This is a genomic window from Stenotrophomonas sp. GW821-FHT02D01 (genome assembly GCF_059421765.1).
In genome coordinates this window covers 57,993-84,028 of sequence record NZ_JBWKVP010000003.1, presented here as the reverse complement: position 1 = coordinate 84,028, position 26,036 = coordinate 57,993, and the positions used below count along the sequence as shown (strand labels likewise).

General features: G+C 67.9%; 22 protein-coding genes and 1 pseudogene. 11 read left to right on the top strand and 12 right to left on the bottom strand.

Features of this window, described 5'->3' with window-relative positions; all coding sequences use genetic code 11:
- Nucleotides 1–76 precede the first annotated feature (76 nt).
- On the bottom strand, nt 77–994 hold the full coding sequence (locus AC07UW_RS07845) for a M14 family metallopeptidase (RefSeq protein ID WP_025874316.1): 918 nt from the start codon (nt 992–994) through the stop codon (nt 77–79).
- 144 nt (nt 995–1,138) lie between these two features.
- Between AC07UW_RS07845 and AC07UW_RS07840 the strand changes: the two genes are divergently transcribed.
- The 6 genes from AC07UW_RS07840 (at nt 1,139) to AC07UW_RS07815 (ending at nt 9,135) form a co-directional block, all read left to right on the top strand.
- Nucleotides 1,139–1,792, top strand: coding sequence for a DUF3348 family protein (locus AC07UW_RS07840; protein WP_032975341.1), 654 nt, complete (start codon nt 1,139–1,141; stop codon nt 1,790–1,792).
- 10 nt (nt 1,793–1,802) lie between these two features.
- Nucleotides 1,803–4,067 carry a DUF802 domain-containing protein gene (locus AC07UW_RS07835; RefSeq protein ID WP_312308982.1) on the top strand — a complete coding sequence of 755 codons (2,265 nt, stop codon included), beginning with the start codon at nt 1,803–1,805 and terminating at the stop codon, nt 4,065–4,067.
- A complete protein-coding gene (locus tag AC07UW_RS07830) occupies nt 4,064–4,723 on the top strand; it encodes an OmpA family protein (protein WP_025874313.1) in 660 nt (219 codons plus the stop codon). The genes AC07UW_RS07835 and AC07UW_RS07830 overlap by 4 nt, the downstream gene beginning before the upstream one ends.
- Entirely contained in the window at nt 4,713–5,090 is a 378-nt protein-coding gene (locus tag AC07UW_RS07825) for a DUF2894 domain-containing protein (protein WP_033831301.1), read from the top strand. The genes AC07UW_RS07830 and AC07UW_RS07825 overlap by 11 nt, the downstream gene beginning before the upstream one ends.
- A gap of 261 nt (nt 5,091–5,351) precedes the next feature.
- Nucleotides 5,352–7,652 (top strand): TonB-dependent receptor, encoded by a 2,301-nt coding sequence (locus AC07UW_RS07820; protein ID WP_495211778.1) that lies wholly within the window; start codon nt 5,352–5,354, stop codon nt 7,650–7,652.
- Between the two features lie 22 nt (nt 7,653–7,674).
- Nucleotides 7,675–9,135 carry an esterase-like activity of phytase family protein gene (locus AC07UW_RS07815; RefSeq protein ID WP_495211777.1) on the top strand — a complete coding sequence of 487 codons (1,461 nt, stop codon included), beginning with the start codon at nt 7,675–7,677 and terminating at the stop codon, nt 9,133–9,135.
- Between the two features lie 114 nt (nt 9,136–9,249).
- Here AC07UW_RS07815 and AC07UW_RS07810 read toward each other — a convergent pair.
- The 10 genes and pseudogenes from AC07UW_RS07810 to AC07UW_RS07765 all read right to left on the bottom strand — a co-directional run bounded on the left by AC07UW_RS07810 (nt 9,250) and on the right by AC07UW_RS07765 (nt 20,951).
- Nucleotides 9,250–9,692: pseudogene (locus tag AC07UW_RS07810) on the bottom strand (REP-associated tyrosine transposase).
- A 198-nt stretch (nt 9,693–9,890) separates the two neighbouring features.
- Nucleotides 9,891–10,655 (bottom strand): 2,3-dihydro-2,3-dihydroxybenzoate dehydrogenase, encoded by a 765-nt coding sequence (locus tag AC07UW_RS07805; RefSeq protein ID WP_223495293.1) that lies wholly within the window; start codon nt 10,653–10,655, stop codon nt 9,891–9,893.
- On the bottom strand, nt 10,646–14,524 hold the full coding sequence (locus AC07UW_RS07800; RefSeq protein ID WP_495211776.1) for an amino acid adenylation domain-containing protein: 3,879 nt from the start codon (nt 14,522–14,524) through the stop codon (nt 10,646–10,648). Before AC07UW_RS07800 ends, AC07UW_RS07805 begins: the two co-directional genes overlap by 10 nt.
- Nucleotides 14,521–14,778, bottom strand: coding sequence for a phosphopantetheine-binding protein (locus AC07UW_RS07795; RefSeq protein WP_336028965.1), 258 nt, complete (start codon nt 14,776–14,778; stop codon nt 14,521–14,523). Before AC07UW_RS07795 ends, AC07UW_RS07800 begins: the two co-directional genes overlap by 4 nt.
- Nucleotides 14,778–15,410, bottom strand: a complete 633-nt coding sequence (locus tag AC07UW_RS07790; RefSeq protein ID WP_025878587.1) for an isochorismatase family protein — start codon at nt 15,408–15,410, stop codon at nt 14,778–14,780. The genes AC07UW_RS07795 and AC07UW_RS07790 overlap by 1 nt, the downstream gene beginning before the upstream one ends.
- Nucleotides 15,410–17,062, bottom strand: coding sequence for a (2,3-dihydroxybenzoyl)adenylate synthase (locus tag AC07UW_RS07785; protein WP_495211775.1), 1,653 nt, complete (start codon nt 17,060–17,062; stop codon nt 15,410–15,412). Before AC07UW_RS07785 ends, AC07UW_RS07790 begins: the two co-directional genes overlap by 1 nt.
- Nucleotides 17,059–18,252, bottom strand: coding sequence for an isochorismate synthase (locus AC07UW_RS07780; RefSeq protein ID WP_032975325.1), 1,194 nt, complete (start codon nt 18,250–18,252; stop codon nt 17,059–17,061). Before AC07UW_RS07780 ends, AC07UW_RS07785 begins: the two co-directional genes overlap by 4 nt.
- A complete protein-coding gene (locus tag AC07UW_RS07775; RefSeq protein ID WP_140226851.1) occupies nt 18,249–19,445 on the bottom strand; it encodes an MFS transporter in 1,197 nt (398 codons plus the stop codon). Before AC07UW_RS07775 ends, AC07UW_RS07780 begins: the two co-directional genes overlap by 4 nt.
- A gap of 152 nt (nt 19,446–19,597) precedes the next feature.
- Nucleotides 19,598–19,927, bottom strand: a complete 330-nt coding sequence (locus AC07UW_RS07770) for a DUF3817 domain-containing protein (RefSeq protein ID WP_495211774.1) — start codon at nt 19,925–19,927, stop codon at nt 19,598–19,600.
- Nucleotides 19,928–20,015: 88 nt separating this feature from the next.
- Nucleotides 20,016–20,951: a TIGR03571 family LLM class oxidoreductase gene (locus tag AC07UW_RS07765; protein ID WP_495211773.1), complete on the bottom strand. Its 936-nt coding sequence runs from the start codon at nt 20,949–20,951 to the stop codon at nt 20,016–20,018.
- Between the two features lie 54 nt (nt 20,952–21,005).
- Here AC07UW_RS07765 and AC07UW_RS07760 point away from each other — a divergent pair, with 54 nt between their 5' ends.
- The 5 genes from AC07UW_RS07760 (at nt 21,006) to AC07UW_RS07740 (ending at nt 24,871) form a co-directional block, all read left to right on the top strand.
- On the top strand, nt 21,006–21,485 hold the full coding sequence (locus AC07UW_RS07760) for a GNAT family N-acetyltransferase (RefSeq protein ID WP_495211772.1): 480 nt from the start codon (nt 21,006–21,008) through the stop codon (nt 21,483–21,485).
- A 100-nt stretch (nt 21,486–21,585) separates the two neighbouring features.
- A complete protein-coding gene (locus AC07UW_RS07755; RefSeq protein WP_495211771.1) occupies nt 21,586–23,109 on the top strand; it encodes a thioredoxin fold domain-containing protein in 1,524 nt (507 codons plus the stop codon).
- Nucleotides 23,110–23,331: 222 nt separating this feature from the next.
- The gene (locus AC07UW_RS07750) at nt 23,332–23,961 is read left to right on the top strand and encodes a superoxide dismutase (protein WP_495211770.1); all 630 of its coding nucleotides are present in this window, start codon (nt 23,332–23,334) and stop codon (nt 23,959–23,961) included.
- Nucleotides 23,958–24,533: a flavin reductase family protein gene (locus AC07UW_RS07745; protein ID WP_093818533.1), complete on the top strand. Its 576-nt coding sequence runs from the start codon at nt 23,958–23,960 to the stop codon at nt 24,531–24,533. The genes AC07UW_RS07750 and AC07UW_RS07745 overlap by 4 nt, the downstream gene beginning before the upstream one ends.
- Nucleotides 24,533–24,871, top strand: coding sequence for a tetratricopeptide repeat protein (locus AC07UW_RS07740; protein ID WP_495211769.1), 339 nt, complete (start codon nt 24,533–24,535; stop codon nt 24,869–24,871). Before AC07UW_RS07745 ends, AC07UW_RS07740 begins: the two co-directional genes overlap by 1 nt.
- Nucleotides 24,872–24,875: 4 nt before the next feature.
- Here the strand turns inward: AC07UW_RS07740 and AC07UW_RS07735 are convergent, their stop codons facing one another.
- Entirely contained in the window at nt 24,876–26,024 is a 1,149-nt protein-coding gene (locus AC07UW_RS07735; protein WP_025878576.1) for a fatty acid desaturase family protein, read from the bottom strand.
- Nucleotides 26,025–26,036: the final 12 nt, after the last annotated feature.

Here is a 26,036-nt window from a genome sequence, read left to right as displayed (position 1 = left end):
GGCAGAAGGAGCTGACTGGCCCGGCTGCGCACTGCAACGGCCGAGCAAAGGCTCGGCGCCGCAATGCGGTACTCGATCAGTTGGCCAGGGCGAAATCCAACCCCGCGCACACCGCCGCCACCTGGGCGTCGTTGCATTCCTGCGGGTTGGTGCGCGGGCTGTCCGGGTACACCTCGGTGGTGGTGGCATACAGCGCATCGGTGAAGCCGGCACATGCACCAATGGAACGCGACTCGCCCCACACCACGCCCAGCGACTGCAGCGGCATGCCCACCAGATTGCCTTCGGCGTCGGCCGGGGCAATGTGGGTGATCGGAGCCACGGCGGCGATCAGCGCCTTCTGGAATTCGTGCTGCGGGTCTTCGCTGTTGCCAATCACATAGAAGCCATCGGGAATGGTGTCGCGCTCGAACGGCTTGCCGTCGCGGGCGCAGCGGGCCGGGTCGAACTCGTGCAGATCGCTGTCGGTGGTCTCGTGCAGGTCCAGGTGGACCCGGATGTTGGCCTTGCGTTCGGCCACCCAGCGCATCAGCGAGGCGGCTTCCTCGATCAGGCCGCCGTCACGGAAGCTGCGGTTGGGATCGATGGCGTTGGGGTTCCAGCGCTGGATGCGCTCATAGCCCCACGGGCTGACGCACGGGGCCACGATCAGGTTGAAGCGGCCCAGGTATCGCTCGGCGTGCTGCTCCAGGAACTGCAGGGCGCCATGCACGCCGCTGGTTTCGTAGCCATGCACGCCGCCGGTGACCAGCGCGGTCGGCAGGGCCGGGTTCCAGTCGTGGTTCACCACCGCAAACAGCGGGTAGTGGTCCGGGGCGTAGTCCAGCTGGCCGTACTGCACCACGTCGAAGCGCTCGTCCAGCCGCTCCAGCGCGGTCACCACGTCTTCGTGGTAGCTGCGCTGCCGCTGCTGGCGGGCCCGCCACTGCGCGCGTTCGGCGTCGCCCCAGGGCTGTCCGGGGGTGCCGATCGGGTAGAACTGCGCAACGGTCATCTCAAGCTCCAGAAGTCGGGGTGCGGTGGTACAGCCGACCATTTTAAGCCTTGTGGCCCGATCGGTGCTGCCCCTCGCCCCCGCCTTCATACGGCCGGCCTCATCTGGTTGTAAAATCAACGGTTTTTGGCCCCCACCCCCTTGATGGCGAACGCAGCGCAGCCGGTCGTGGATGGACCGGACTTCCTCCGTCTGCTCGCCCGTCTCAGCGACGGCGCGATGCCGGCCTCCAGTCCCGCCCTGACCGATCGCCTCGGCCAGTGGGTGGACTGGAGCCGTGCCGTGGCCCTTGCCGGGGCGCTGGATGGCCGCCTGGCTGAACCGGCCGAGGCCGCCGAAGCGCTGGATGACCTGCTGGCCGATTGCGCCCAGGCCGAAGCGAGCCTGTTGGCCTCGCTGAGCGAGGATGCCGAGGCCGAGCGGCTGCTGGACCTGGCCGAGGCCGCCGCCGCGCCGAACTTCGCTTCGTTGCGGCAGCGCTACCGGGTGCTGCAGCAGGCCATCCAGACCGCTACCGGCCGCCTGCGCGGCCGCCTGCGCGACCAGCTGGTGCAGGCGTCACCGGAGCTGGCGCGGCTGGCCGAGGTCGATGCGGTGATGGAACAGACCTTGAGCCCGCGCGAGCACAGCCTGCTTGCCACCGCCCCGGCGGTGCTGGGTGCCCGATTCGAACGCGTGCACGGCCAGCCCGGCTGGCGCGCGTCCTTCCGCCACGACATGCGCACGCTGCTGCTCGCCGAGCTGCAACTGCGCTTCCACCCGATCCAGGGGCTGCTTGCCGCCCTGCGCTCACACTGACCGGAACACCATGTCCAGAACTGTTTTCCACGTCCTTGTCTTCCTTGCTGGCCTGCTGGCCGTGTGCTGGATCGGCGTCGGCTATGTCTCGGTGCACCCGCTGGGTGCAGCCGTGGCAGCGATCATCGCAGCCTGCTACATCGCCGGTGGCGTGGAGCTGTACCGCTACCGGCAGGCCAGCAATGGCCTGCGCGCCGCACTCGCTGACCTTTCGCTGGCCAAGGAAAGCCTGGCACCGTGGCTGGAGCGTGTGCCGCTGGGCCTGCGCAATGCCGTGCGCCTGCGCGTGGAAGGCGAACGCACCGCCCTGCCCTCGCCGGTGCTGACGCCCTATCTGGTAGGCCTGCTGGTGCTGCTGGGCATGCTCGGCACGCTGCTGGGCATGATGGACACCCTGCGCGGCACCGGCCTGGCGCTGCAGAGCGCCACCGACATGGCGGCCATCCGCGGCTCGCTGGCCTCGCCGGTGCAGGGCCTGGCGGTGGCCTTCGGCACGTCCATCGCCGGCGTGGCCAGCTCGGCCATGCTGGGCCTGCTGTCGGCACTGCTGCGCCGTGACCGCCTGCAGGTGGTGCAGCAGCTGGACCGCGCCATCGCCACTGACCTGCATCCGTATTCACAAGCCTGGCAGCGTGCCGAGTCGCTGCGCCTGCTGCAGTCGCAGTCTGCGGCGCTGCCTACGCTGATCGATCGCCTGCAGGCGATGACCAGCACCTTCGAACAGCACAGCGCGGCCGCCAATGAGCGCCTGCTGGCCGGTCAGGCCGAGTTCCTGACGCAGAGCCAGGCGTTGCAGGAACGCCTGGCGACCTCGCTGCAGCAGTCGCTGCGCGAGGGGGCCGAAGCCAGTGCTGCGGCCATTGGTGGCGCGCTGCAACCGATGGCCGAAACCACCTTGGCCGGTCTGGCCAGCCACGGCCAGGCGCTGCATTCGCGTGTCGAACAGGCCGTGCAGCAGCAGTTGAATGGTCTGGCCGAGGGCTTCGAGCGCAGCCGCGTGGCGACCGAAGCGAGCTGGGCCAAGGTAGTGGCCGAGCAGACCGGCGCGCAGCAGGCGCTGGTTGCCGAACTGCGCCAGCATCTGCAGTCCTTCAGCGAAGGCCAGAGCACGCAGGGTGAAGCCCTGGTGGCACGCATCGGCGAGCGCCTGCAGGCCGATGCCAGCAGCAACGCCGAGGCCTGGCGCGCTGCTGCCGAACAGCAGCATGCATTGAACAGTGAACTGGTCGAGCGCCAGCAGCAGGCGCTGCAGCATGCCAGCAGCCACCTGGATGACCGTGCGCAGGCGCTGCTGCAGGCACTGGATGAGCGCCACGCCGCCGGCCAGTCGCTGCTGCAGGAACACGAACAACAGCGCCTGCAGGATTGGCAGGCCGCACAGGCCGCCACCGCCACGGCGCATGCCGAACTGCAGGCGGGCCTGGATGCACGCGAACAGCAGCGCCAGCTGCGTTGGGACGCGGTAAGTACCGAGCTGCAGCAGGCGCACGCGGCGTTGCAGGCCCAGCTGCTGGCAGGCGACGAACAGCGCCTGCAGCGCTGGAGCGATGCGTTGCAGAGCGTTTCGGCCGATCTGGCCGAGCGCCTGCAGGCCAATGGCCAGCGCCTTGCCGAACAGCAGCAGCAGGTCTGCGACACGTTGGCACAGACCGCGCAGCAGATCGGCGAGAACGGCCGTGCCCAGGCCAGCGCCACGCTGGCCGAAGTGTCCACCCTGCTGCAGACTGCGGCCGCGGCACCGAAGGCAGCCGCCGAGGTCATCAACGAACTGCGCAGCACCCTGTCCGAAAGCCTGGTGCGCGACAACAAGATGCTGGAAGAACGCGGCCACCTGCTGGCCACCGTGCAGACCCTGCTGGACGCGATCAACCACGCCTCGCACGAGCAGCGCACCGCTGTGGATGCACTGGTCGGAGGCTCGGCCGAACTGCTGGAACGCGTCGGTAGCCGTTTCAGCGACCATATCGCGGCCGAGACCGGCAAGCTCGATGGCATCGCCACGTTGCTCAATGGCAGTGCCGGTGAAGTGGGCCAGCTGGCCGGCACCTTCGGGGCTGCCGTCGAGCAGTTCGGCACCGCTTCGGCAGAGCTCTCCGGGCGCCTGGAGCAGATTGGCGGTGCGCTGGACGCCTCGCTGGCGCGCAGCGATGAGCAGTTGGCGTACTACGTGGCACAGGCGCGCGAGGTGGTCGACCTCAGCCTGCTGTCGCAGAAGCAGGTGATGGAAGAACTGCAGCAGCTGGCCGCGCGCCGCGGCAAGGCCGGCAGCGCATGAGCGACGAGCTGGAGGTCGACGGCGGCTCACACGCCCCGATCTGGGCGGCATTCGGCGATCTGATGTCGGTGCTGCTGGGCGCGTTCGTGCTGATCCTGGTCGGCGTGGTCGCCGTGCAGCTGGAGTTGTCGCAGCGCCTGGACCAGGAGGTCAAGCAGCGCCAGGCCGAAGCCAAGCGCCTGCAGACGCTGGAACAGGCGCTGGCCGGCCCGCTCGCCGCCGGCCGGGTGACGCTGGTGAATGGCCGCATCGGCATCAGCGGCAGCGTGCTGTTCGCGCTGAACTCGGACCAGTTGCAGCCGGAAGGCCAGGAACTGCTGCGCAGCCTGGCCGCGCCGCTGGCGGCCTATCTCGGCACGCGCGAAGAGATCCTGATGGTCAGCGGTTTCACCGATGACGCACCGGTGCGGGAAGGCAACCGCCGTTTTGCCGACAACTGGGAGCTGTCCGCGCAGCGCTCGCTGACGGTGACCCGTACCCTGATCGCCGACGGCGTACCGGCCGATGCGGTGTTCGCCGCCGCGTTCGGCAGCGAGCAGCCGGTCAGCTCCAATGCCAACGAAGATGGCCGCGCGCGCAACCGCCGTGTGGAGATCGCGCCGATTCCCAAGCCCAAGGCTGCTGCGCCGGGCGAGAAGAACGGCAATGGCAGCTGAGTCCTCGCCTTTGGAGGGATTGCGTGCCCTGGTGCGCGACCTCGACACCGGGTCGCGATCGCTGCTGCACTACCCGCAGGTGCCGATGCTGGACGACGTGCGCCGCGAGTGGTCCGAGCTGCGCAGCGAACTGCAGGTGCGCCGCTCGCTGCGCACCGAAGCCCCGGCGGATGGTGGCCCGCTGAACTCGGCGGTGCTGGTGCAGCGCATGCTGGACACGATGCAGGCGACCAGCCCCGGGTATCTGCGCCACTTCATCGACTATGTCGATACGCTGTCGTGGCTGCAGGCGTTGCAGGATGGTGCCGCCAGCGGCGGTGATGCAGCAAAACCCAAACGCACACGCAAGCCGCGCAACGCGGGTTGACCGATACCGGTAGTGCCGGCCGCTGGCCGGCAGCCTCATGAACCCTCCGCAGCATCCTGCAGCTGCCGGCCAGCGGCCGGCACTACCCGCGCGTGATGTCCGCAGTTGACCATGTCACCAGACAGTCATCTGTCTAGCGCACCATTTTCACGATGATCGCGCGGCGCCCAAGGCGCCCGTGATCGCATCGCGTGTTTCCCCTTTCATCTGCCTGAGCTCCGCTTCCATGCGGCGGCTCGCGCTTGCCTGAGTGCCTGTTCCATGACCAAGACCCTGTTGGCTGCTGCGTTGTCCCTGGCCCTTGCACCGACCGCGTGGGCGCAGCAGGCGCCGTCGGCCACCGAACTCGATGCGGTTTCAGTCATCGGCAGTGGCGAGGCGCGCCAGGTGCAGCGCATCACCCGCGAGAACCTGGACATCCTGCCGCCGGGTACCAGCCTGCAGAAGACACTCAACCTGCTGCCCGGCGTCAACGCGCAGTCGGCCGACGCGCTGGGCACCAACGAACAGTCGATGACCCTGAGCCTGCGCGGTTTCAACTCCACCCGCCTGGGCTACACGCTGGACGGCGTTCCTCTGGGCGATGGTGCGTACAACAACTACAACGGCCTGACCATCAACCGTGCGCTGATCAGCGAGAACATGGCGGGCGCCGAACTGGCGGTGGGCATCGGCAGCCTCGGCACGCCGTCCACCAGCAACCTCGGCGGCACCATTTCCTATACCTCCGACCGACCGGCGCAGGAACTGGGCGGCCGCGTGGTGCAGACCTTCGGCAGCGATGCCAACCGCCGCACCTTCGTGCGCGTGGACAGCGGCGAATACAACGGATTCTCCGGCTACGTGTCGGGCATGAACGCCGTCTCCGACCTGTGGAACGACCAGACCGCGTACAACAAATCCACTACCAAGCAGTTCAACGCGAAGGGTGTGTGGAACTTCGGCAGCGGCCAGATCACCGGCTTCGTCGACACCTCGCGCACCAGCCAGGCGGACTACTTCTACCTGTCCAAGGACGAGATGTCCCGCGGCCTGGGCTGGGACTGGGGCGGCTACGCGCCGGACTGGAACAAGGCCGTGGCCAAGGCCTACTGCAACACCGCCAGCCTCAACGCGAAGAAGTGCGACAACAGCGGTCCGGACAAGGACGCCGACGGCGCATTCACCGCCGGGCAGATCCTGCGCGATGACAACCTGTACTACCTGGCCGGTGATTTCTTCCTGGCCGATGGCTTCAGCCTGCGGGCACTGGCTTACCACCACGATGACCGCGGCGAAGGCCACAACTGGAACAGCGGTGCGTGGTCGAACAAAGGCACCGCGCAGGAAATCCCGATCATCTTCCGCAACACCATCTACACCATCGACCGCGATGGCGGCACGCTGTCCTTCGATTGGGAGCTGGGCGCACACCGCCTCGAAGGTGGCGTCTGGTACGAACGCAATACCAGCAGCGCCGAACGCTACCAGACGGCGGTAGACGGTCCACGCGACCTCAGCGGCATGAACACCCTGCCCTCGGATGTGGGCGTGTTCGCCCAGCGTACGCGCTGGAAGACCCACCAGTTCTTCCTGAAGGACACCTGGCGCCTGCTCGATGACCGCCTGACCTTGGAATTCGGCGCCAAGAGCCCGCACGCCACCTCCGATGCGCAGGCGCTGCCGGGCGATGCGAAGACACCGATCCTGCCGAGCTCGAACAACCAGTTCGCCACCGGTTCGCTGAAGGCCAGCAGGAATTTCCTGCCCAGCGTGGGTGCCAACTTCCGCCTCAGCGAGCATCACGAAGTGTTCGCCAGCTACGCCGAGAACATCGCCATGTTCCAGGGCGGCTTCAAACTTGGCCCACAAGCGGTCAGCCAAGCCACCTGGAACGCGCAGGGCAACCTGAAGCCGGAAGAATCACGCTCGCTGGAAGCGGGCTATCGCTTCGTCACCGATACGTTGCAGGCATCGGTCGCTGCCTACAGCGTGCGCTTCGACAATCGCCTGCTGCAGTACAACCCCTGCGATTCGCGGCAGCCGGTCGGCCCCACCTGCGGCAACCGTTTCTACAATGTCGGCGGCGTCGACAGTCGCGGTGCTGAACTGACCGTGCTGTGGACACCGAACGAGCACTTCAGCTGGTACACCTCGGCATCGCTGAACCGCTCGACATATGCCTCCAACTACACCCAGACCGGCGTCGAGCAGCAGATCAAGGGCAAGATCCAGACCGACACGCCCAAGCAGCTGCTGGCCACCGAAATCACCTGGCGCGACAACGGCTGGTTCGCCAGCCTGCGCGGCAAGTACACCGGCGAACGCTTCTACACCTATACCAACGACCAGGGCTTTGGTGGCTTCACCGTGTTCGACCTGGCCGGTGGCTACGATTTCGGTCAGGTTGGCTTCGCCAAGGGCGTGCGCCTGTCGCTGAACGTGACCAACGTGGGTGACAAGCGCTACGCCAGCAACCTGGACTCGAGCGTGTTCGCCCCCAGCGACCCGGCCGGCAAGCTGTATGTGTTCCATGCGTCGGCACCTCGCCAGGTGTTCGGTACCATCGACATCCGTTTCTGATCGCCGGCCGAGGAGTCCATTGATGCCCGTTACTGCCCTGCTGTTGGTCGCGCTCTCGGTCAGCGGCTACAACGCACCGCATGAAGCCCGCGGCGTGCCACCACGCGCGGTGGACGTGGCCAGCTTCACTTACGTGGACAAGGGATTGGTCGCCGCCGGACGATTGCCGGCCGGCACCGTGGACTTCCTCGGCGATACGCTGGGCTCGTTCTCGTCGTTGGCGGTACAGCCGGGCACGTGGCGGCGCACCGCGCGTGGCTATGAAGGAGTGCTGTGGACGCTGCCCGACCGCGGTCGCAACGATCCGGAAGCCGGCCTGTTCTACGACTACGCCGGCCGCCTGGAGCGCATGCAGCTGCGCATCGACTGGCCTGCGGACACGCCAGAGAGCTTCGGCAGGCTGACGATGAAGCCGGAAAAGGGGCTGGTGCTGAAGGACTACAACGGCCAGCCATTCACCGGTGCCGACCCGGGTGATCACACCATCATCCAGCGTGGCGTTGTGCTGCCCTCGCCGGCCGTGGGCGCGGGGGCCGGCAAAGTCGCACTTGATGCCGAATCGTTGCAGTTCACTGCGGACGGCCACTTCTACATCGGCGACGAGTACACCGCCAACGTCTATTACTTCAACGCACAGGGCCAGCTGCAGGGCGTGATCGTGCCGCCGCAGGCGATCCAGCCACAACGTGATGGCAAGCCTGCCTTTGGATCGTTGGCCCCGCCACAGACCGGGCGCCGCAACAACCAGGGCGTGGAAGGCATGGGCCTGTCGCCCGACGGCACACGGCTGTTCGTTGCCCTGCAGAGCGCGCTGATGCAGGACAGCGCGGCGGGCAATGCCGCCGGCCGCATCAACACCCGCGTGCTGGTCTACGACGTGTCTGCCAACCCGACGCCGACGCAACCGGTGGGCCACCATGTGATGATCCTGCCCGCCTACGCCCACGACGGCAAAGGCAAGCTCGACCGTACCGCTGCACAGAGCGAACTGCGTGCGCTGGACAACGAGCGTTTCCTGATGCTGGCGCGCGATGGCAATGGACTGGGCAAGGAGGGCAACGACCCGATCGTCTATAAATCGGTGCTGCTGGTGAACGTGGGGCAGGCCTCCAATCTGGTGGACACGGCCTATGAGACCGGCACGGCATCGGTGCTGGCCAATCCCGCTGACGCCATGTTGAAGACCGGCATCGTGCCCGCCAACGTCAAAGAGGTGCTGAACCTGCTCGACCGGCCGCAGCTGGCCCGGGCCGGGCTGGACCTGGACACAGGGCGTGGCCCTCACCCGGGATTGCTGTCGGAGAAATGGGAGGCGATGGATGTGTTGCCGGCGCTTGATCCAGAGCACCCGAACGACGTACTGCTGCTGATCGGCAACGACAACGACTTCACCGCCCGCAACTGCCGCATGCAGGGCGAGCACTGCGACAGTGCGTACGACAACGACAACCGGGTGCTGGTGTATCGGCTCACCCTGCCGTAGTGCCGGCCGCTGGCCGGCAATCTCACAAACCCCGACACTTGGTAGTGCCGGCCGCTGGCCGGCAACTTCATGAACCTCCGGACGCACCACCTGGTTGCCGGCCAGCGGCCGGCACTACCAGATCGACCACGCGTAGGGATACTCGCCAATCTCCCTGGCCAGGCCCGCCCGAATGGGATTGCCCAGGATATACAGAGCCTGGCGATGCAACGATTCCTCTGCCCTGACCGCATGATCGAAGTACCCGGGCTGCCAGACCACCCACGATGACCGGTCAGCCGATTCAACGCCAACGCGCTGGATGACTTGAACCGACGGGCGATGCCCGACAGCCCCGACGCACGCAGTTGCAACATCCAATGCACATGATCCGGCATCACCACCCATGCCAGTGACTGGACCAGGCCTTGTCGCTCCAGTTCCTCAAACTGGCTGGAGACGCAACCTGCCGTAGCGCCGCATTCAAAGCGTCGGCGGCGCTGGCATGTAGTCGTGGTCAGCACATAGACCTGACCGATGATGGAGCGCCGCCCATGGCGCAGGAGATCGCTGCTCATGGCCCATCGTGGATCAAGCGGCCATCATTGGCTGTCGGGGAACAGCGCGAGATTCCATGAGGATCCTCCTGCCGATTGGCTGAGGTTGCCGGCCAGCGGCCTGCACTACCCGACAGGAAAATCCCGCGCCGCTAACCCTTGGTAGTGCCGGCCGCTGGCCGGCAACTCATGAACCCTGCCCGGCGGCGCCCGGCCCCGTCACCCGCGCAGCGTGGCGCCACCATCCACATACAGGTCACTCATCGCCACGTGCCCGGCCTGCTCGGACAGCAGGAACATCACCGCCTGCGCGATGTCCTCCGGCGTGGCCAGCTTGCGCAAGGGAATGCCCGCTTTGTAGGTCACGGGATTGCCAGCGATCACCCGTGCCGCGCCCTGCTCGTCTTCCCACATGCCGGTCTGCATCGGGGTCAGCGTGGAGCCCGGCGCAACGATGTTGCAGCGGATGCCCAGCGGCGCCAGCTCCAGGCCCAGGCAGCGGGTGAACATCGTCGCCGCCGCCTTCGAGGCAGCATAGGCGGCCATGCCATGCCGTGGCACGCCCGCCGCGTTGGAACTGACGGTCACGATGGCACCTTGCCGTCGCGGCGACATCACCCGTGCCAGTGCGCGGCCGACATGGAACACACCATCGGCATTGACCGCGAACACCCTGCGCCAATCCGCGTCACGGGTGTCCACGACCTCGCCGACATGCAGCACGCCCGCCACGCTGGCCGCCAACATGATCGGTCCCACCGTGGCTTCCACCTGGTTTACCAGGGCGTCCACGGCCGCACCGTCGGTGACGTCCAGTGCGAAAGCCTGCACTCGCCCATCGTCGGTCACCAGCGCGGGTCGCTCGCGATCGGTTGCCACGACCCGGCACCCTGCGTCCAGCAGTTGTCCCACCAGCGCCGCACCGATACCGCCGGCTGCGCCGGTCACCAGCGCCACATTTCCTTCAAAACCCGTCAGCTGCATGTTGCGCTCTCCTGTTGCCTGTCCCACTGCTGCAGCCGCGCCGACAACCACGGTGCCAGCTGCGCCACCGCATCACGCCCGGTCAATTCGGCGTGCAGGAACGGCAGCTCGATGGCATCCACCTGCAGCGCATGTGCCTTCCACAGCGCGGACTGCAACTGCGGCCGTGCCTGATGATCGCGTCCGGCCCGCACATGCGCCAGCGTTCCGACGAAGGGTCGGTGCTGGTGTTCGCGGATCAGTCGATTGGTTCCGGTCACCGCCCGTACCACGCCGTCGAGCACCACCTCGGGCAGGCTGCCCAGCGCGCTGCCGCCGCGCCGCAGGAAGGCGAGGATGCGCGCGCGATCGTCCAGTTCCGGATGCGCGTCCGGGTCATGCCCGGCGATGGCCAACAGCGCCCGCAGCGCCGCGATCGGGTCGGGCTCCGGTTCGGCACGCCAGCATTCGCTGGGATAGGCATCGAGCAGCACCAGTTCGCCGACCTCGCGACCGATGTCGTGCAGGCGCACGGCCATCGCCTGCGCGAGGATGCCCCCCACCGACCAGCCGAGCAGATGGATCGGCCCCTGTGGCTGCAGCGTGATCACCCGCTGCACATAGTCATTGGCCATGGCCTCGATGCTGCCTGGCAGCGGCTGCGTGGGGTCGAGCGCGGGCGACTGAAGCCCGTACACCGCGCGCGTTGGCTGCAGCGCCCGGGCCAGTGCGCGATAGTTCCAGGCAATGCCGCCTGCCGGGTGCAGCACGAACAGGGGGGCTGCAGTTGCCTCGTCGGATGCAGACAGCGCAATCACCGGCCCCAGCGCGTGATCGGCGCGTGCGGGCGGCTCGGCAATGCGTGCCGCCAGCGCGGCTACGGTCGGTTGCGCGAACAGCGCGCCCAGCCCCAGCTCGCAACGCCAGCGCTGCTCGATGGCCAGCAGCAGGTGCACGGCCGACAGGGAGTCGCCTCCGATGCTGAAGAAATCCACATCAACCGCCACCGGCAGTTCACGCCCCAGCGCCTGTGCGAACAGCCCGGCCAGTTCCTGCTCCAGCGGCGTACGCGGCGCCTGCCCCGCAACGTCCTGCTGCGGCGGTTTCGGCAGCGCAGACCGGTCCAGCTTGCCATTGGCGGTCACCGGCCAATGATCCACGCCCACGAACGCAGACGGCACCATGTAGTCCGGCACCCGCGCCAGCAGATGGCTGCGCAGCGCCGCTGCATCGAGCAGCGCCGTCGGCACATAGGCGACCAGCCGCGCCTCGCCGGGTAGATCATCGCGCAACAGCACTTCCACCCGGTCCATTCCAGGCAGCTCGCGCAACGCTGCTTCAATCTCGCCAAGTTCGATGCGCAGGCCGCGCAGTTTTACCTGATGGTCGCTGCGCCCCAGGTACTCGACCGCACCGTCGTTCCGCCAGCGTGCCACGTCGCCGGTGCGGTAGATGCGCTCACCCGGCAGGAACGGATCCGCCAGGAAGCGCTCGGCAGTCAGATCGTCGCGGCCGAGATAGCCGCGCGCCAACTGCACACCGCCGAGGTACAGGTCACCGGCCACGCCCACCGGCACGGGCTGCATCCGTGCGTCCAGCACATACAGGCGGGTGTTCCAGACCGGGAAACCGATCGGCACCGGTCGCGAGCGGTCATCAGCCGAGGCTGGCCACCAGCTCACATCCACTGCCGCTTCGGTCGGCCCATACAGATTGTGTAGTTCGGCATGCACCCGCGCATGGAAGCGGTCGCGCAGCGCGGCATCCAGCGCCTCGCCACTGGTGAACACGCGCCGCAGCCGCAGGTCCTGTGAGGCCGGTGCAGCCAGGAACGCATCCAGCATCGACGGTACGAAATGTGCGGTGGTGACACCATGCACGCGGATCAATCGCGCCAGCTCGGTCGGGTCGCGGTGTGCGTCCGGCCCCGCCAACACCAGCGTCGCGCCGCACAGCAGTGGCAGGAAGAATTCCCAGACCGATACGTCGAACGTTGCCGGGGTCTTCTGCAGAATCCGGTCGTCGGCGCCCATGCCATAGTGCTCGCGCATCCACAGCAGGCGATTGACGATGGCGCGGTGTTCGATCACCACGCCCTTGGGCTCGCCGGTCGAACCGGAGGTATAGATCACATAGGCCGCATCGTCGCCCGTCGGGCCCGGCCAGGGTGCGGTAAAGCTCACATCGGTCCACTGCTCCGGCGGCAGCACCAGCACATCTGAAAGACGGGATTGCACGCCGGCCTCTGCCAATACGCAGACCGGTTGCGCCGACGCCAAGATGCGCGCCAGACGCTCCGCGGGATGGGCAATGTCCAGTGGCAGGTACGCGCCGCCTGCGCGCAGCACCGCCAGCAACGCAATCACCAGTTCCAGCGAACGCGGCAGCGCTACGGCAACGACCGTGCCCGGGCCCACGCCCAGCGAGCGAAGCTGCGCGGCCAGGGCGAAGCTGCGCGCCTCCAGCGCAGCATGTTCCAGCGTCGTATCGCCGAACACCAGCGCCGCTGCCGACGGATCGCGGTCCATGCCCTGCTGCAGCAGTTCGACCAGGGTCGTGTCAGGCAGCGCATGCGTGGTGGCATTGAAGCCATGCACGACCTGCCTGGATTCTTCCGGCGTGGCCAGTGGCACCGTCGCGATGTCTTCGGCCAGCAGCGCGGCCGACACGAAATGCAGTAGCCGCCGGGCATGCGCCTTCATGTCATCCAGCCCATACAGGGCCGGGTTTGCTTCAATCTCCAGATCCAGCAGGGTCTGTCCATCGCCACGGAAGCCCAGTGTCAGGTCGTCAACCGGGCCGGTGCTCAGCACTTCCAGTGAGGCCTGCACAGCCGGCAGCGCCAGCGGCTTGTAGAACGGCTGTACATTGATCAACGGCCCATGCAGACGGTGCTGTGCACCGACCAGGCCGAGGTCACGACGCAGCTGTTCGCCACGGTAGCGCCCATGCTTGCGGCTCTGGCTGAGCTGGCGCCCGATGCGCCGGCAGAATTCCTCGACGCCGCCCTCGCCGCCCGCTACCCGCAGCGGCAGCACGTTCATCACCATCGCCGGCACCCGCGCCGCCGCGTTGCCAAGCCGCGCCATGTACGGCACCCCGAGCACGACTTCCTCGGACGCGCTCATGCGACGCACATACTCGGCGGCCAACGCGGCAAGCACATCCGGCCACGGCTGCAGCCACGATGCCGAGACCTGCAGCAGGCGCTCGCGCAACGCGGGGTCCACCGGCTGCACCCAGCGCAGTGCATCGTCACTGGCCGCGGCGGTGCCGGCCAGGCCGGTGGAGGCCGGGGCGCCCTGCAGCGCCTGCAACCACCACTGCCGGTCGACGTCGCGGCGCGCATCACTGCGGTAGCTGGCATCATCGGCCAGCACGCCCGCCAACCCTGGCAGCGCACTACCGGTGCGCCCCGCATACAGGGCGCAGACGCGGTCAGTGAACAGCGCCATGCCATAGCCATCGGTGGCCAGGTGATGCACGCGCAGGTACCAGGCCCAGCGCTGGCCACCCAGGTTGAACAGCACTTGCTGGCTCAGCCGGTCGCGGGTCGGGTCGACCGCGCTGCAGCGGTCAGCCAGCATCGCCGCACGCGCCGTCTGCTGCGGATCATCGGCCGCGGCGACATCGCGCAGCTGCAGCAATGGCACCCGCGCGGGCTCGTGCCACTGCACGGGCTGGCCGTCCTCGGCCTCGGCGAAACGCAACGCCAGCGCCTCGGCCTCGACGGCGGCCTGGTTGGCGGCAGCGGTGAACGCCGGCACATCCAGCGGACCCTCGATCCACACCGCGTGCGCGGTATTGAATGCAGGATTCTGCGGTGCCAGCCGCTGGGCAAACCACAGCCCGGCCTGCGCCTCGGTCAGCGGCAGCGGCGATCCGTTCATGCCGTCTGCGCGGCCTGCAGCTGCTGCACCACCGCCCACCACTGGCGCAGCGTGGTGTGTTCGGCCAGCTGCGAGAACTCCAGTGGCAGCCCGGTGTTGCCCCAGGCGAGCACCAGCCCCAGCATGCGCATCGAATCCAGATCCAGATCGATCAGGTTGTCATCATCGCCGATGTCGGCCGCGTGGCAGTCCAGCACGCGGGCGACGTCGGCGCGCATGCGCTCCAGGGTCAGGGTTTCGGTCGTCGCGTTCATCACATTGCCTCCAGCAACTGGTCGGTGGTCATCGGTACGCCGCAGGTGCGGGCGATCCAGTGCAGCGCTTGGTCATGGTCGGCACGCGAGAAATCGGCCACGGCATCGGCAGCGATGAACGTCTCGATGTCACGCTGGAATGCCTCCACCGCCGTCGCGGTGCATCCGATATGCGCGTAGACGCCGGTGATCAGCAGCTGGTCGCGGCCACGCACGCGCATCAGCGTTTCCAGATTGCTGCGCTGGAACGCGCTGTAGCGGTGCTTGACCAGCACATGCTCGCCCGGCTGCGGCGCGAGTGCGTCTATGATCGGCTCGTGGTCGGCACGCCGGCCCATGCCCGGGCCCCACAGGTCTGCCTGCAGGCCGCGGTCGCGGCGGTCCTGGTCGCCGTGTTGGGCGGTGTAGAACACCGGAATGCCGTGCGTACGGCAATGTCCCAGCAGGCGCGCGATGTTGTCCACCGCCGGCTGCAGCGGCGCGTTGCCGGCGTCGAATGCGGCGAGGAAATAGCGCTGCATGTCGTGTACCAGCAAGGCAACACGATCACGCTGGGGGCGCCAAGCGCCTCGCGCCTGCGGCAGTTCCGCAGCGGTCGGCAGGGAATACGGGGTAATGCGGGGCAGCGCCATCAGCGCGTTCCTCCTGTCTGTTGCAGATGACGCGCGCGCAGCTGCGCGCGCAGTTCGCGGCGGCTGATCTTGCCAACCGCCGTGGTGTCGAAACTGTCCACGAAAACAATCTGATCGGGCACCTTGAAGGCGGCCAGGCCACGCCCGCGCATCCACGCCTTCAGCGCCGGCGCCTTGATGGCCTCGCCCTGTTGGATCACGAAGGCACAGCTGCGCTCGCCCAGGTAGTCGTCAGGAATGGAGACCACGGCGGCGTCGAATACGCCGGGATGGGCCAGCAGATGGTCTTCGATCTCCTCGGCGGAGATCTTCTCGCCCGCCCGGTTGATGTGGTCGCCGGCACGGCCCTGCACCACCAGATAGCCGCCGGGCAGCTGCTGCACGCGGTCGCCGGTGCGGTAGAAGCCGTCGTCGGTGAACGAGCGCGCGTTGGCCGCCCCGTCATTGTGGTAACTGCGGATGGTGTACGGACCGCGCGTGAGCAGATGCCCGACCTCGCCTTCGGCAACGGGCTGGTCGTGGTCGTCGACCACGCGCACTTCATCATCCTCGCTGATCGGCCGACCCTGGCAGGCGACGACCAGGTCCTGCGGGTCATCCAGCCGGGTGTAGTTGACCAGGCCTTCGGCCATGCCGAACACCTGCTGCAACGTGCAACCGAGGCCATCGATGACCCGCCGTGCGGCTTCCGGCACCAGCTTCGCTCCCCCGACCTGCAGCACCCGCAGGCTGGACAGATCGAGCCGGCTGGTCGCCGCCGCCTGCGCCCACAGCAGCGCCAGGGGCGGCACCAGACCACAGCAGGTCACCTTCTCGCGCGCGATCAACGGAAATGCCGCATCCGGGCCAGGGCCCGGGCTGAGCACCACGCGGGCGCCGGCGTACAGCGCACCGAAGAAACCCGGCGAGCTCATCGGGAAGTTGTGTGCTGCCGGCAGCGCAACCAGGTACACGCTGTCGCGGTCGATGCCACAGATTTCGTTGCTGGCGCGGAACGAGTAGATGTAATCGTCGTGCGTGCGCGGAATGAGCTTTGACAGCCCGGTGCTGCCACCGGAGATCTGCAGGAACGCCACCGACTGCGGATCAGGATCGGCCGGCAGCTGGCTGCGATCGCCCTGCAGCGATTCCAGCGCGACGAACTCGGCCGCATCGCCGTCGATCAGCACGTGGCGTACCGCCGGCACTTCCGCCTGCAGCGCGCGCGCCAGGCCACGATGATCGAAGCCTTCATGGACATCGGTACTGATGTAGGCACTGGCCTCGGCCTTGCGCGCAAAGTGGGCCAGCTCGGTGATGCGATGTGCCGGCAGCGCGTACACCGGCACCAGCCCGGCGCGGAACAGGCCACAGACCGTCGCGATGAAACCGGCCGTATTGCCCAGCTGCACCAGCACGCGCTCACCGGGTTGCAGGCCCCGCGCCAGCAGCCCGGCGCCGATGCGCCCGGCCTCATGCCAGAGCTGCGCATAGCTCAGGCGCACATCGCCAGCCACCACCGCGATGTCATCGGCATGGCGCTCGGCGCGTTCGCGCAGGAAACCCGGGAAGGTTTCGCCACGCCAATGACCTGCGGCCCGATAGCGCGCGACCAGCGCTTCAGGCCATTGCTGTTGCAGCGGCAGGCGCGAATCAACGGTGGACGGCGTCATGCGGATACCTCGATCAGGGACAGCGGGTCCTGCACGCCCAATGCGTTCAGCAGGGCAGCAAACTTGGCGGCGGTTTCGGCCACTTCGGCCTCGGGTTGCGAGTCGGCCACGATGCCGGCGCCGGCATACAGGCGCAGTTGGGTGCCCTGCAGGCGCGCGCAGCGGATCGCCACATACCAGTCGCCGTCCCCCTGTGCATCCAGCCAGCCCACCGCACCGGCATAGAAGCCGCGCGGCACCGGCTCCAGCGCACGGATGCGCTGCAGTGCCTGCAGCCGCGGGGTACCGCAGACGGCCGGGGTGGGATGCAGCTCGGCCAGCAGGGTCGCCGCCGACGTAGCAGCGTCCTTCAGCGTGGCGTGGATGCGCGTACCCAGATGCCACATGCTGGCGGTGGCGTGCAGCACCGGGCGCGGCTGCGCTTCGATATGGCTGCACCAGGGCGACAGGCCATCGACAATGGCGTCGACCACATGCCGGTGTTCGTCATGATCCTTCGCCGATGCCAGCAACGCCTGCGCGGCGCGCTCGTCCGCAACCGGATCGGCGCTGCGCCGGGCCGAACCGGCCAGCGGATGTGACAGCACCTGCGCACCGCGTTTGCGCAGCAGCAGCTCCGGCGTCGCCCCCACCAGCCATGCCGGCGCCTGGCCAACGTCCACCGGCAGCGGCACGGCGTAGGTCGCCACCGAAGGATCGGTGCCGAGGCGGGCGAGCAGCATTTCCGGTGACAGCGCCTGCTGCGTGTGCGCCAACAGGCTGCGCGCCAGTACCACCTTGTGCAGCTCCGGGTCCGGCGCGCGCATCGCGCTGACTGCGTCGGCCACGGCCGCTGCATACGCCTGCGCCGAGGGCTCGGCAGTCAGCGCTCCGGACAGCGCCGGCGCCGCCTGCGACTGCACGGGCAACGCCGGCAGCAGGCGCTCGGGCTGGTACAACGCATCATCGGCGCGCGGCTCGAACGGCACCGCGCCGACCAGCAGGCCCGGCCCACCGCGCTGCTGCGCGAAGAACGTCGCCACGCGCTCGGCCAGCGTGGCCAGCGCACCGGTCGGCAAGGGTGCGCGGCAGCCGCGCGCGTGCATCTGCTGATCGGCCTGCCGCAGCAGGAACAGCGACGCTTCGGCGGTGGGCTCGGGCAGCATCGACGCAGCCTCCGGCCACGCGCCCTGCATCAGGGAATCGTTCATGGGGTCTCCTTCATCCGATACGCTGCGGCCAGCACGCACAGCACCAGCAGCAGCACGCCGACCAGCAGGTAAGGCAGGCTGGCGCCGCCGCGATACAACAGGGTGCCGAGCATCGGCCCGGCCACCATGCCCAGCCCCTGCGCCGCCGCGACGGTGCCGGCCGCCGCCCCCTGTTCGTGCGCCTGCACCGCGTCGGCGGCCAACGCCTGGAACGAGGGGAACACGAAGCCCATGCCGAACGCTGCAAGCGCGTAGGCCGCCGGCAACTGCCAGGTCTGCTGCACCGCCGCCACCGACGCAAAGCCGATGCCTGCGATCAGTGCGCCGAGGATGATCCAGCGCCGGGGATGAACGTCAAGTTTCATCACCAGCCCCTGCGCGAGGATCAGGCCCACGCCGACTGCAGTCAGTGCGATGCCGGCCATGCGTGCACCTTCGGCTGCATCCAGGCCGAAACGATCAATGGCGAAGAAGCCGACCGTGACCTGGGCGATGGTCACCGACACCATCGCCACGAACGCGGCCATCTGCGGCAGGCGCAGCCGCCGGTCGAGGCGCGACAGCGGTACGCGGTTGCGGCTGTGTGCGGCTGCCACCGGCGGCGTGGCCGGCAGGCGCCAGGCCAGCAGGCCCAGCGCGAGCAGCGGCAACAGCGCAGCCACGTACAGCGCCAGCGGCAGGTTCTTGTAGGCAAGCCATCCGGCAGCAGCCGGACCCAGCACCATCCCCAGCGCGTTGGCGCTGCCCAGGCGGGCGAGGAATTTCGCACGTTGGCCGGTGGGTGCCTTGTCGGCGATCAGCGCGGCAGCGGTCGGCGGCACAGCCGCGTAGAACAGGCCGATCAGGCCACGCGCACCGACCAGCACCAGCACCGAGACCAGCACCGGCGGTATTGTCTGCAGCGCGACATCGATGAACACCGCCAGCGCGATGTAGACCACGGTGTAGGCACTCATCGCCAGCATCAGCACGCGCTTGCGGCCGATGCGGTCGCTGAGCTGGCCCCACGGGCGCGCGGCCAGCATCCACAACACGCCCGCGGCCGTGACCGATAGACCGGCATGCCATTCGGACAGGCCCAGCAGGCGGACCACCGGGCCGATGACGGCGACGAAGGACATCATCGCCATGGTGCCGATCAGGGCAGCCAACACCAGCGCCGGCAAGCCGGGAACCACGGGACGTGCATGCATGGAACACCAACCGTAACCAGGGAGGGAACGCCGGGCGCATCCGCACCCCGCGCGACGTCGCCCTGTCAGGCGGCGACGCCATCCTTAAATGATAACGGCTCGCATTTGCATTTGATACCCATTCGCTTAACGGGCACGCACCTGCGGGTGCATCACTGCCCTGCGCGTACCGACAGCAGGCCGCGACGCGTGAACCACCACTCCAGCGGCAGGGTCACCAGCGGCGGAATCGCAGCCAGCAACGCCAGCCCCGTTGCCCACCATGGCCAGCGCAGGCGCAGCGCCGCAAACAGCGTCACCGCCACGTAGACCAGGAACGCCACGCCATGCAGCGGCCCGAACAGCTTCACCAGCGCGACGTTGGCCTGCGGGCCGTACTTGAGCCACATGCCGGCCAGCAGACCGGCCCAGGTGATGGCCTCGATGAAGGCGACGACGGCGAAAAGGCGCCCGGTCGGGTGCAGCGGGTTACGGTGGGTCACGCAGGGCTCCAGCGCTGGATATCAAATGCGAATGATACGCAGATGCGAACATGCCGGATACCTGCCGTGCGTCCACCAAGGTGGACACCTACCGATGCGTATCGGGCAGGACGTGCTCGCCTATCTCGCCCAGTACGTCGTCCACCGGCCGGCCGTTGTCCACCAGGTTGAACATCACATGCGCCACGCCCTGCGCGTGTACGCGTCGCAGGTACCCCCGCAGGCCATCGCGGCCCACCTTCAGGCCCAGCGGCAGCGGCTCCGCCGGCGCAGTTGGATCGGCCTGCAGGTCCAGCAGCATCGACTGCACGAATGGCTTGGGCGCGCCGCCGCTCTGGGCCAGCGCCTGCTGCCACAGACCGATGCGCCCTTCCTGCGCGGTCTCTTCGCGGTGATAGGTCGCCCAGCCTTCGGCCTCGCGTGCGATCCATTGCAGGCTCTGCCGCGCAGTACCGACCACCAGCATCGGAATGCGCCTTGCTGGCGTAGGAAGTACGTCGTATCCACCAGTTGCCTGCAACACCGGCGCGCGCTCGGAGGGTTCGGGGGACAGCGCCGCACGCAGCAGCGACCAGCGCTCGCGGAAGGTGCCCGCCCTGCCCTGTAGATCTTCGCCGAAGGCCGCGAACTCTTCTGGTCGATCGCCCGAACCCAGCCCCAGCACGAAGCGTCCACCGCTGATCCGGTCAAGCGTCAGCGCCGATTTCGCCACCTGCAGCGGTTGCCGCAACGGCAGCACGATGGCCGCAGTGCCGATCACGATGCGTTCGGTCGCCGCGGCCAGCATGCCCAGCCACAGGAACGGATCATCCAGCGCACTGGCGGTCGCATCCGGCCCCTGCGGCACCATCAACGGCACATCGCGGGTCCACAACGCGGCAAAACCCAGATCGTCGGCCAGCCGCGCGACGCGGCGCGCCTCCAGTGGATCGGCCAGGCCGTGTGCGGCCACCGGCGTCATCAGGCCAAGGCTCAAGCCCTGCTCTGGAAACAGACGTGCATGGGCAGGATTGAAATCAGTCATGCCGCCAGCTTAGCGTGGGGCATTGATGCCGTCCCACAACAGGAAGTACAGCGCATGCCCAGGATCCGTCCCGCCCACGTCGATGACGTGCCCGCGATCAGCGCGGTGTGCATGGCGGCCTTCACCGCAGCCGTTGCGCCCATGCTCACCGCCGAGGGCATCGCCACGTTCGGCAACGTGGCCGCAGCCAGCGCGTTCGCCCAGCGCCTGCAGGGCGACAACCACATCCTGGTGGCCGAACAGGAGGGCCGTGTGGTCGGCGTGGTGGAACTGAAGGCGGGCCAGCACCTGGCGATGCTGTTCGTCGCGCCGGAGCTGCAGGGGCAAGGCATCGGTCGTGCCCTGCTGCAGGCGGTGCTGCCGCAGGTACGCGGCCCGCAGATGACCGTGCGCGCCTCGCTCAACGCGGTGCCGGCCTACGAACACTATGGGTTCGTGCTGGATGGCGACGTCGGCGAGTACCACGGCCTGATCTACCAACCGCTGGTGTTGGCGGTGCCCGCTCCGGTGGCTGCGCCCCCTGGTCCGCACTGATACCCAGCCCACATGCCGTGCTGCGCGTGCGACATAAGCAAACTGCATCAGCCAGCACCCCGACCGTTCCTACAATGGCCCACCACCCCTGCCCTTCGAGATGCTGCCGATGCGCGTCGCGCTTTCCCTGCTGCTGTTGGCCTCGGCCCTGAGCGCCTGCTCCCCCGCGTCCGCGCCGGTACCGACGGCGAAGGCGGCATCGACCGCCCCGGCCTCCGCCATCGCCTGGCGCCAGGGCGATGTGGATGATGCGTTCAACGAAGCCGCCGAGAGTGGCAAGCCGGTGCTGCTGTACTGGGGCGCGGTGTGGTGCCCGCCGTGCAACCAGCTCAAGGCGGGGCTGTTCAAGGATCCGGCCTTCATCGCACTGACCGGCAAATTCGTGCCGGTCTACCTGGACGGCGACGAAGAAGGCGCGCAGGCATGGGGCGAACGCTTCGGCGTGCGCGGCTATCCGACCCTGATCGTGCTCGACCCGCAGCGCAACGAAATCACCCGCGTGGCCGGCGGCAACGACGCGGCCGAACTGACCCGGGCCCTGACCGTCGCCGCCAGCCGCCGCAGCGCTGTCGCCGAAACACTTGCGACCGCGCTGGCGACGCCGGCCACGCTTGGCGCCGAAGACTGGCAGGTGCTGGGCGATTACGGCTGGGAGGTGGATGCCAACCGCCTGGCTGGCAAGCGCAGCGCGCAGGACGTGCTGCAGCAGCTGGCCAAGGCCGCACCCGAGCCTGCGCTGCAGCGTCGCTTCGCGCTGCTCGCGTTGGCTACCGCCGAGAAACCGACGGCAGCGCCCACCCAGGTACGCGAACTGTTGCAGGCGGTGCTGGCACAGCCGGCGGAGGTACGTCGCAACCGCGAGCTGCTGGGGTATGCCGGCGCCGGGCTGGTCAAGCAGGCCAGCGCCGGTCCGGCCAGCAGCAATGCCCTCGGCCAGCAGTTGCTGGTCGCGCTGGAACGTGCCGATGCCGCGCGTGGTGATCGCGCAGACGATGCCTTGTCACGCGCGTTGACCGAGTTGGCGCTGGCCCGCCAGCAGCAGCCCGAAGGCGCGCTGCCGGCAGCACTGGTGCAGCGCGTGAAGCAGCGCGTGGCCGCCGCCGATGCCGCGGCCACCGATGCACACGCGCGCCAGGCCACCATCAGTAGCGCCGTCTACGCGCTGCGTCAGGTCGATGACGATGCGGGCGCCGAGGCCTTGCTGCTGGCAGAGCTGAAGCGCAGCGAGCAGCCTTACTACTACATGCCGGAGCTGGCCGAACTGGCCGAGCAGCGTGGTGATACCGCCGGCGCCCTGGAATGGCTGAAGCGTGCCTATGAAGGCGCGCAGGGGCCTGCCACGCGCGTGCAGTGGGGCGTGCTGTACGTGGAAGGCCTGCTGCGGCTGGCGCCGGATGATGCACCGCGTATCGAGCAGGCCACCGAGGCGTTGATCGCCGAGCTGGACAAGCAGCCGTCGGGCTACCACCAGCGCACGCGTCAGCGCTTCGAACGGCTGGCGGGACAGCTGCAGGCGTGGAGCGCCAAGCACAAGGGTGCGGAGACGCTGGCGCGGCTGCAGCAGCGGATGCAGGCGGCCTGTGGTGATCAGGTTGATAGCGGCTGCAAGGAATGGCTGAGCTGACGCCAGACGCAGGATTCGACGGATACAGGTAGTGCCGGCGAGGGTTCTAAAAGCGGGTTCAGTAGTGCCAGCCCATGGCTGGCAGCTCGAAGTACATGAAGCTGCCAGCCATGGGCTGGCACTACTGAAGCTGCGTTGCCCGCTTGACCTCAACCAATGTTGAGGTGCGATAACAGTCTCCCCACGGCCATACCCCTGGCCTTCCCCACGGAGACTGTCTCGATGCCGTACTCGCTTCCCGCCCTCCCCTATGCCTACGACGCCCTCGAGCCGCACTTCGATGCGCGCACGATGGAAATCCATCACAGCAAGCACCACCAGACCTACGTCAACAACCTCAATGCCGCGCTGGAACAGGCGGGCCTGCCGGCACAGCCGGTGGAAACCCTGATCGCCGACCTCGACGCCCTGCCCGAATCGATCCGCGGTGCAGTGCGCAACAACGGCGGCGGCCACGCCAACCACAGCCTGTTCTGGACCGTGCTCAGCGCCAATGGCGGCACCGCCGATGACGAACTTGCCGCGGCCATCGATCGCGACCTCGGTGGCTACGACGCCTTCAAGGAAACCTTCAGCAAGGCCGCGCAGACCCGCTTCGGCAGTGGCTGGGCGTGGCTGACCGTCGATCGCGATGGCCGCCTGCAGGTCGAGAGCAGCGCCAACCAGGACAGCCCGCTGATGGGCGCGGCGGTGGGCGCCTCCGGCAACACCCCGATCCTTGCCCTGGATGTCTGGGAGCACGCCTACTACCTGTATTACCAGAACCGTCGCCCGGACTACATCGGCGCGTTCTTCAACCTCATCAACTGGGCCGAGGTCGGCCGGCGCTACCGCCAGGCCAGGACCGCATGAACGCGGACTCCGGTGCATACGCCGGGCCGTGGGCGGGGGTGTTCCCCGCTCCGGCACCGGTGCCATCGGTCAGCCTGCCGCCGCGTGCGCTGCGGCGGTTGCTCGGCCATTTCCCTACCGGCGTGGCGATCGTCTGCGCCCGCGACGCACAGGGAAAACCGCAGGGGCTGACCATCAACTCGTTTGTGCCGATCTCGCTGCAGCCGCCACTGGTGCTGTGGAACCTCGCCCTGCATGCACAGAGCCTGTCCACGTTCCAGCGCGCCACCCGCTTTGCGATCAGCGTGCTCGGCGCTGGCCAGGAAGCCCTGGCGCGCCGGTTCGCCGATCCGCAGGTGCGCCATCGATTCACCGATGTGCCCTTGCTGGACGACGGCGAAGACACGCCACCGCGTATCGCCGGTGCCGTGATCCATCTCACCTGCACCCGCCACGCGCAGTGGCCGGTCGGCGATCACCTGTTGCTGGCCGGGCGCATTGTCGATGTGCAGGAAGCAGGCGGTGCACCGCTGCTGTTCCATCGCGGCCGCTTCCAGGCGGGACCGGTGGAAACCCTGCTGGAGGTGCGCTGATGGACATCGAAACGCTGGAGAGGATGCTTGCCGCCGGCAAGGACAGCGCACTGCTGCGCTTCGGCTTGGGCAAGAGCTGGCTGGATGCCGGCGACCCGGTGCGCGCAGCCACCCATCTGGGCCGCTGCGTGGTGCTGGACCCGGACTATTCGGCGGCGTGGAAGCTGCTGGGCAAGGCCTGGCTGGCCGGTGGCCAGCCGCAGGCGGCGCGCGAAGCGTGGCAGCGCGGGCTCAGCGTGGCCGGCAGCAAGGGCGACCAGCAGGCCCGCAAGGAAATGCAGGTGTTCCTGCGCAGGCTCGATCACGATTCACCTGCGCTGTTGGCGAAGGCCGGCTGAAGACTCAGCCGGCGTTGGCCGACGCCGGTGCCGGCATGATGTCCGGCATCGGCAGGCGGCGCGGCTTGCTCGGGAACGCGTGGCGCAGGATGCGCCAGACCACCTGGGTGAACTGCCGCGGCAGCGAGCCGTTGTTGTAGTGCTGGCCGTAGCGCCGGCAGATTTCCTTCACTTCCTTGGCGATGGCCGCATAGCGATTGGCCGGCAGGTCCGGGTAGAAGTGGTGCTCGATCTGGTGGCTGAGGTTGCCCGACAGCACGTTGATCACGAAACCGCCGCTGATGTTGGACGAACCGCGCAGCTGGCGCAGGTACCAGTGGCCACGCGATTCATTGCGCAGGCATTCCTTCGGGAAGGTTTCCGATTCAGCGGTGAAGTGGCCGCAGAAGATGATCACGTAGGTCCAGATGTTGCGCAGGCCGTTGGCCACCATGTTGCCCAGCATCACCGGCAGGAAGAACGGACCGGCCAGCAGCGGGAAGAACACGTAGTCCTTCAGCACCTGGCGGATCATCTTGCGGGCCACCGGACGGGTCTGCAGCCACATCGCACGGCTGCTGATGCGGCCCTTGAACCAGCGCCCCAGGCGCAGGTCCTGCGCCGCCACGCCCCACTGGAACAGCAGCGCGAAGATCGGTGCGATGATCGGCTGCAGCAGGTAGAACGGCTTCCAGCGCTGTTCCGGGAAGATGCGCAGCAGGCCATAGCCGATGTCATCGTCCATGCCACGCACGTTGGTGTAGGTGTGGTGGCGGAAATTATGGGTCTTGCGCCAGTTGTCGGCGGTGGCAACGATGTCCCATTCGTAGGTGTTGCCGTTGAGCTTGGGATCGCCGGTCCAGTCGTACTGGCCGTGCATCACGTTGTGGCCCAGCTCCATGTTTTCCAGGATCTTGGCCAGCGCCAGCAGCAGCGTGCCGGCGATGCAGGCCGGCCACAGCAGCGGCGCCCAGAACAACGGAGAGAACGCGCCCAGGAACAGCAGGCTGCGGCCGAGCACGCCGGACCAGCGCACAGCCGCTGCGACGCGGCGGATGTAACGGGTGTCGGAGGCGCCGAGGCTGCCGATCACACGGTCGCGGATCGCATCGAGTTCCTCACCAAACGTCTGCATCTCGGCAGGGCTCAGGGCACGGTCGGTAGCGCGGGTCATGGCAGCGGAGTC

Coding starts and splice junctions, on each gene's coding strand:
- AC07UW_RS07835 (WP_312308982.1), top strand. CDS start 1,803: ATGTCCAGAACTGTTTTCCACGTCCTTGTCTTCCTTGCTGGCCTGCTG.
- AC07UW_RS07750 (WP_495211770.1), top strand. CDS start 23,332: ATGCCGTACTCGCTTCCCGCCCTCCCCTATGCCTACGACGCCCTCGAG.
- AC07UW_RS07800 (WP_495211776.1), bottom strand. CDS start 14,524: ATGAACGGATCGCCGCTGCCGCTGACCGAGGCGCAGGCCGGGCTGTGG.
- AC07UW_RS07815 (WP_495211777.1), top strand. CDS start 7,675: ATGCCCGTTACTGCCCTGCTGTTGGTCGCGCTCTCGGTCAGCGGCTAC.
- AC07UW_RS07780 (WP_032975325.1), bottom strand. CDS start 18,252: ATGAACGATTCCCTGATGCAGGGCGCGTGGCCGGAGGCTGCGTCGATG.
- AC07UW_RS07820 (WP_495211778.1), top strand. CDS start 5,352: ATGACCAAGACCCTGTTGGCTGCTGCGTTGTCCCTGGCCCTTGCACCG.
- AC07UW_RS07785 (WP_495211775.1), bottom strand. CDS start 17,062: ATGACGCCGTCCACCGTTGATTCGCGCCTGCCGCTGCAACAGCAATGG.
- AC07UW_RS07765 (WP_495211773.1), bottom strand. CDS start 20,951: ATGACTGATTTCAATCCTGCCCATGCACGTCTGTTTCCAGAGCAGGGC.
- AC07UW_RS07775 (WP_140226851.1), bottom strand. CDS start 19,445: ATGCATGCACGTCCCGTGGTTCCCGGCTTGCCGGCGCTGGTGTTGGCT.
- AC07UW_RS07795 (WP_336028965.1), bottom strand. CDS start 14,778: ATGAACGCGACGACCGAAACCCTGACCCTGGAGCGCATGCGCGCCGAC.
- AC07UW_RS07760 (WP_495211772.1), top strand. CDS start 21,006: ATGCCCAGGATCCGTCCCGCCCACGTCGATGACGTGCCCGCGATCAGC.
- AC07UW_RS07740 (WP_495211769.1), top strand. CDS start 24,533: ATGGACATCGAAACGCTGGAGAGGATGCTTGCCGCCGGCAAGGACAGC.
- AC07UW_RS07790 (WP_025878587.1), bottom strand. CDS start 15,410: ATGGCGCTGCCCCGCATTACCCCGTATTCCCTGCCGACCGCTGCGGAA.
- AC07UW_RS07830 (WP_025874313.1), top strand. CDS start 4,064: ATGAGCGACGAGCTGGAGGTCGACGGCGGCTCACACGCCCCGATCTGG.
- AC07UW_RS07840 (WP_032975341.1), top strand. CDS start 1,139: ATGGCGAACGCAGCGCAGCCGGTCGTGGATGGACCGGACTTCCTCCGT.
- AC07UW_RS07825 (WP_033831301.1), top strand. CDS start 4,713: ATGGCAGCTGAGTCCTCGCCTTTGGAGGGATTGCGTGCCCTGGTGCGC.
- AC07UW_RS07755 (WP_495211771.1), top strand. CDS start 21,586: ATGCTGCCGATGCGCGTCGCGCTTTCCCTGCTGCTGTTGGCCTCGGCC.
- AC07UW_RS07735 (WP_025878576.1), bottom strand. CDS start 26,024: ATGACCCGCGCTACCGACCGTGCCCTGAGCCCTGCCGAGATGCAGACG.
- AC07UW_RS07745 (WP_093818533.1), top strand. CDS start 23,958: ATGAACGCGGACTCCGGTGCATACGCCGGGCCGTGGGCGGGGGTGTTC.
- AC07UW_RS07845 (WP_025874316.1), bottom strand. CDS start 994: ATGACCGTTGCGCAGTTCTACCCGATCGGCACCCCCGGACAGCCCTGG.
- AC07UW_RS07805 (WP_223495293.1), bottom strand. CDS start 10,655: ATGCAGCTGACGGGTTTTGAAGGAAATGTGGCGCTGGTGACCGGCGCA.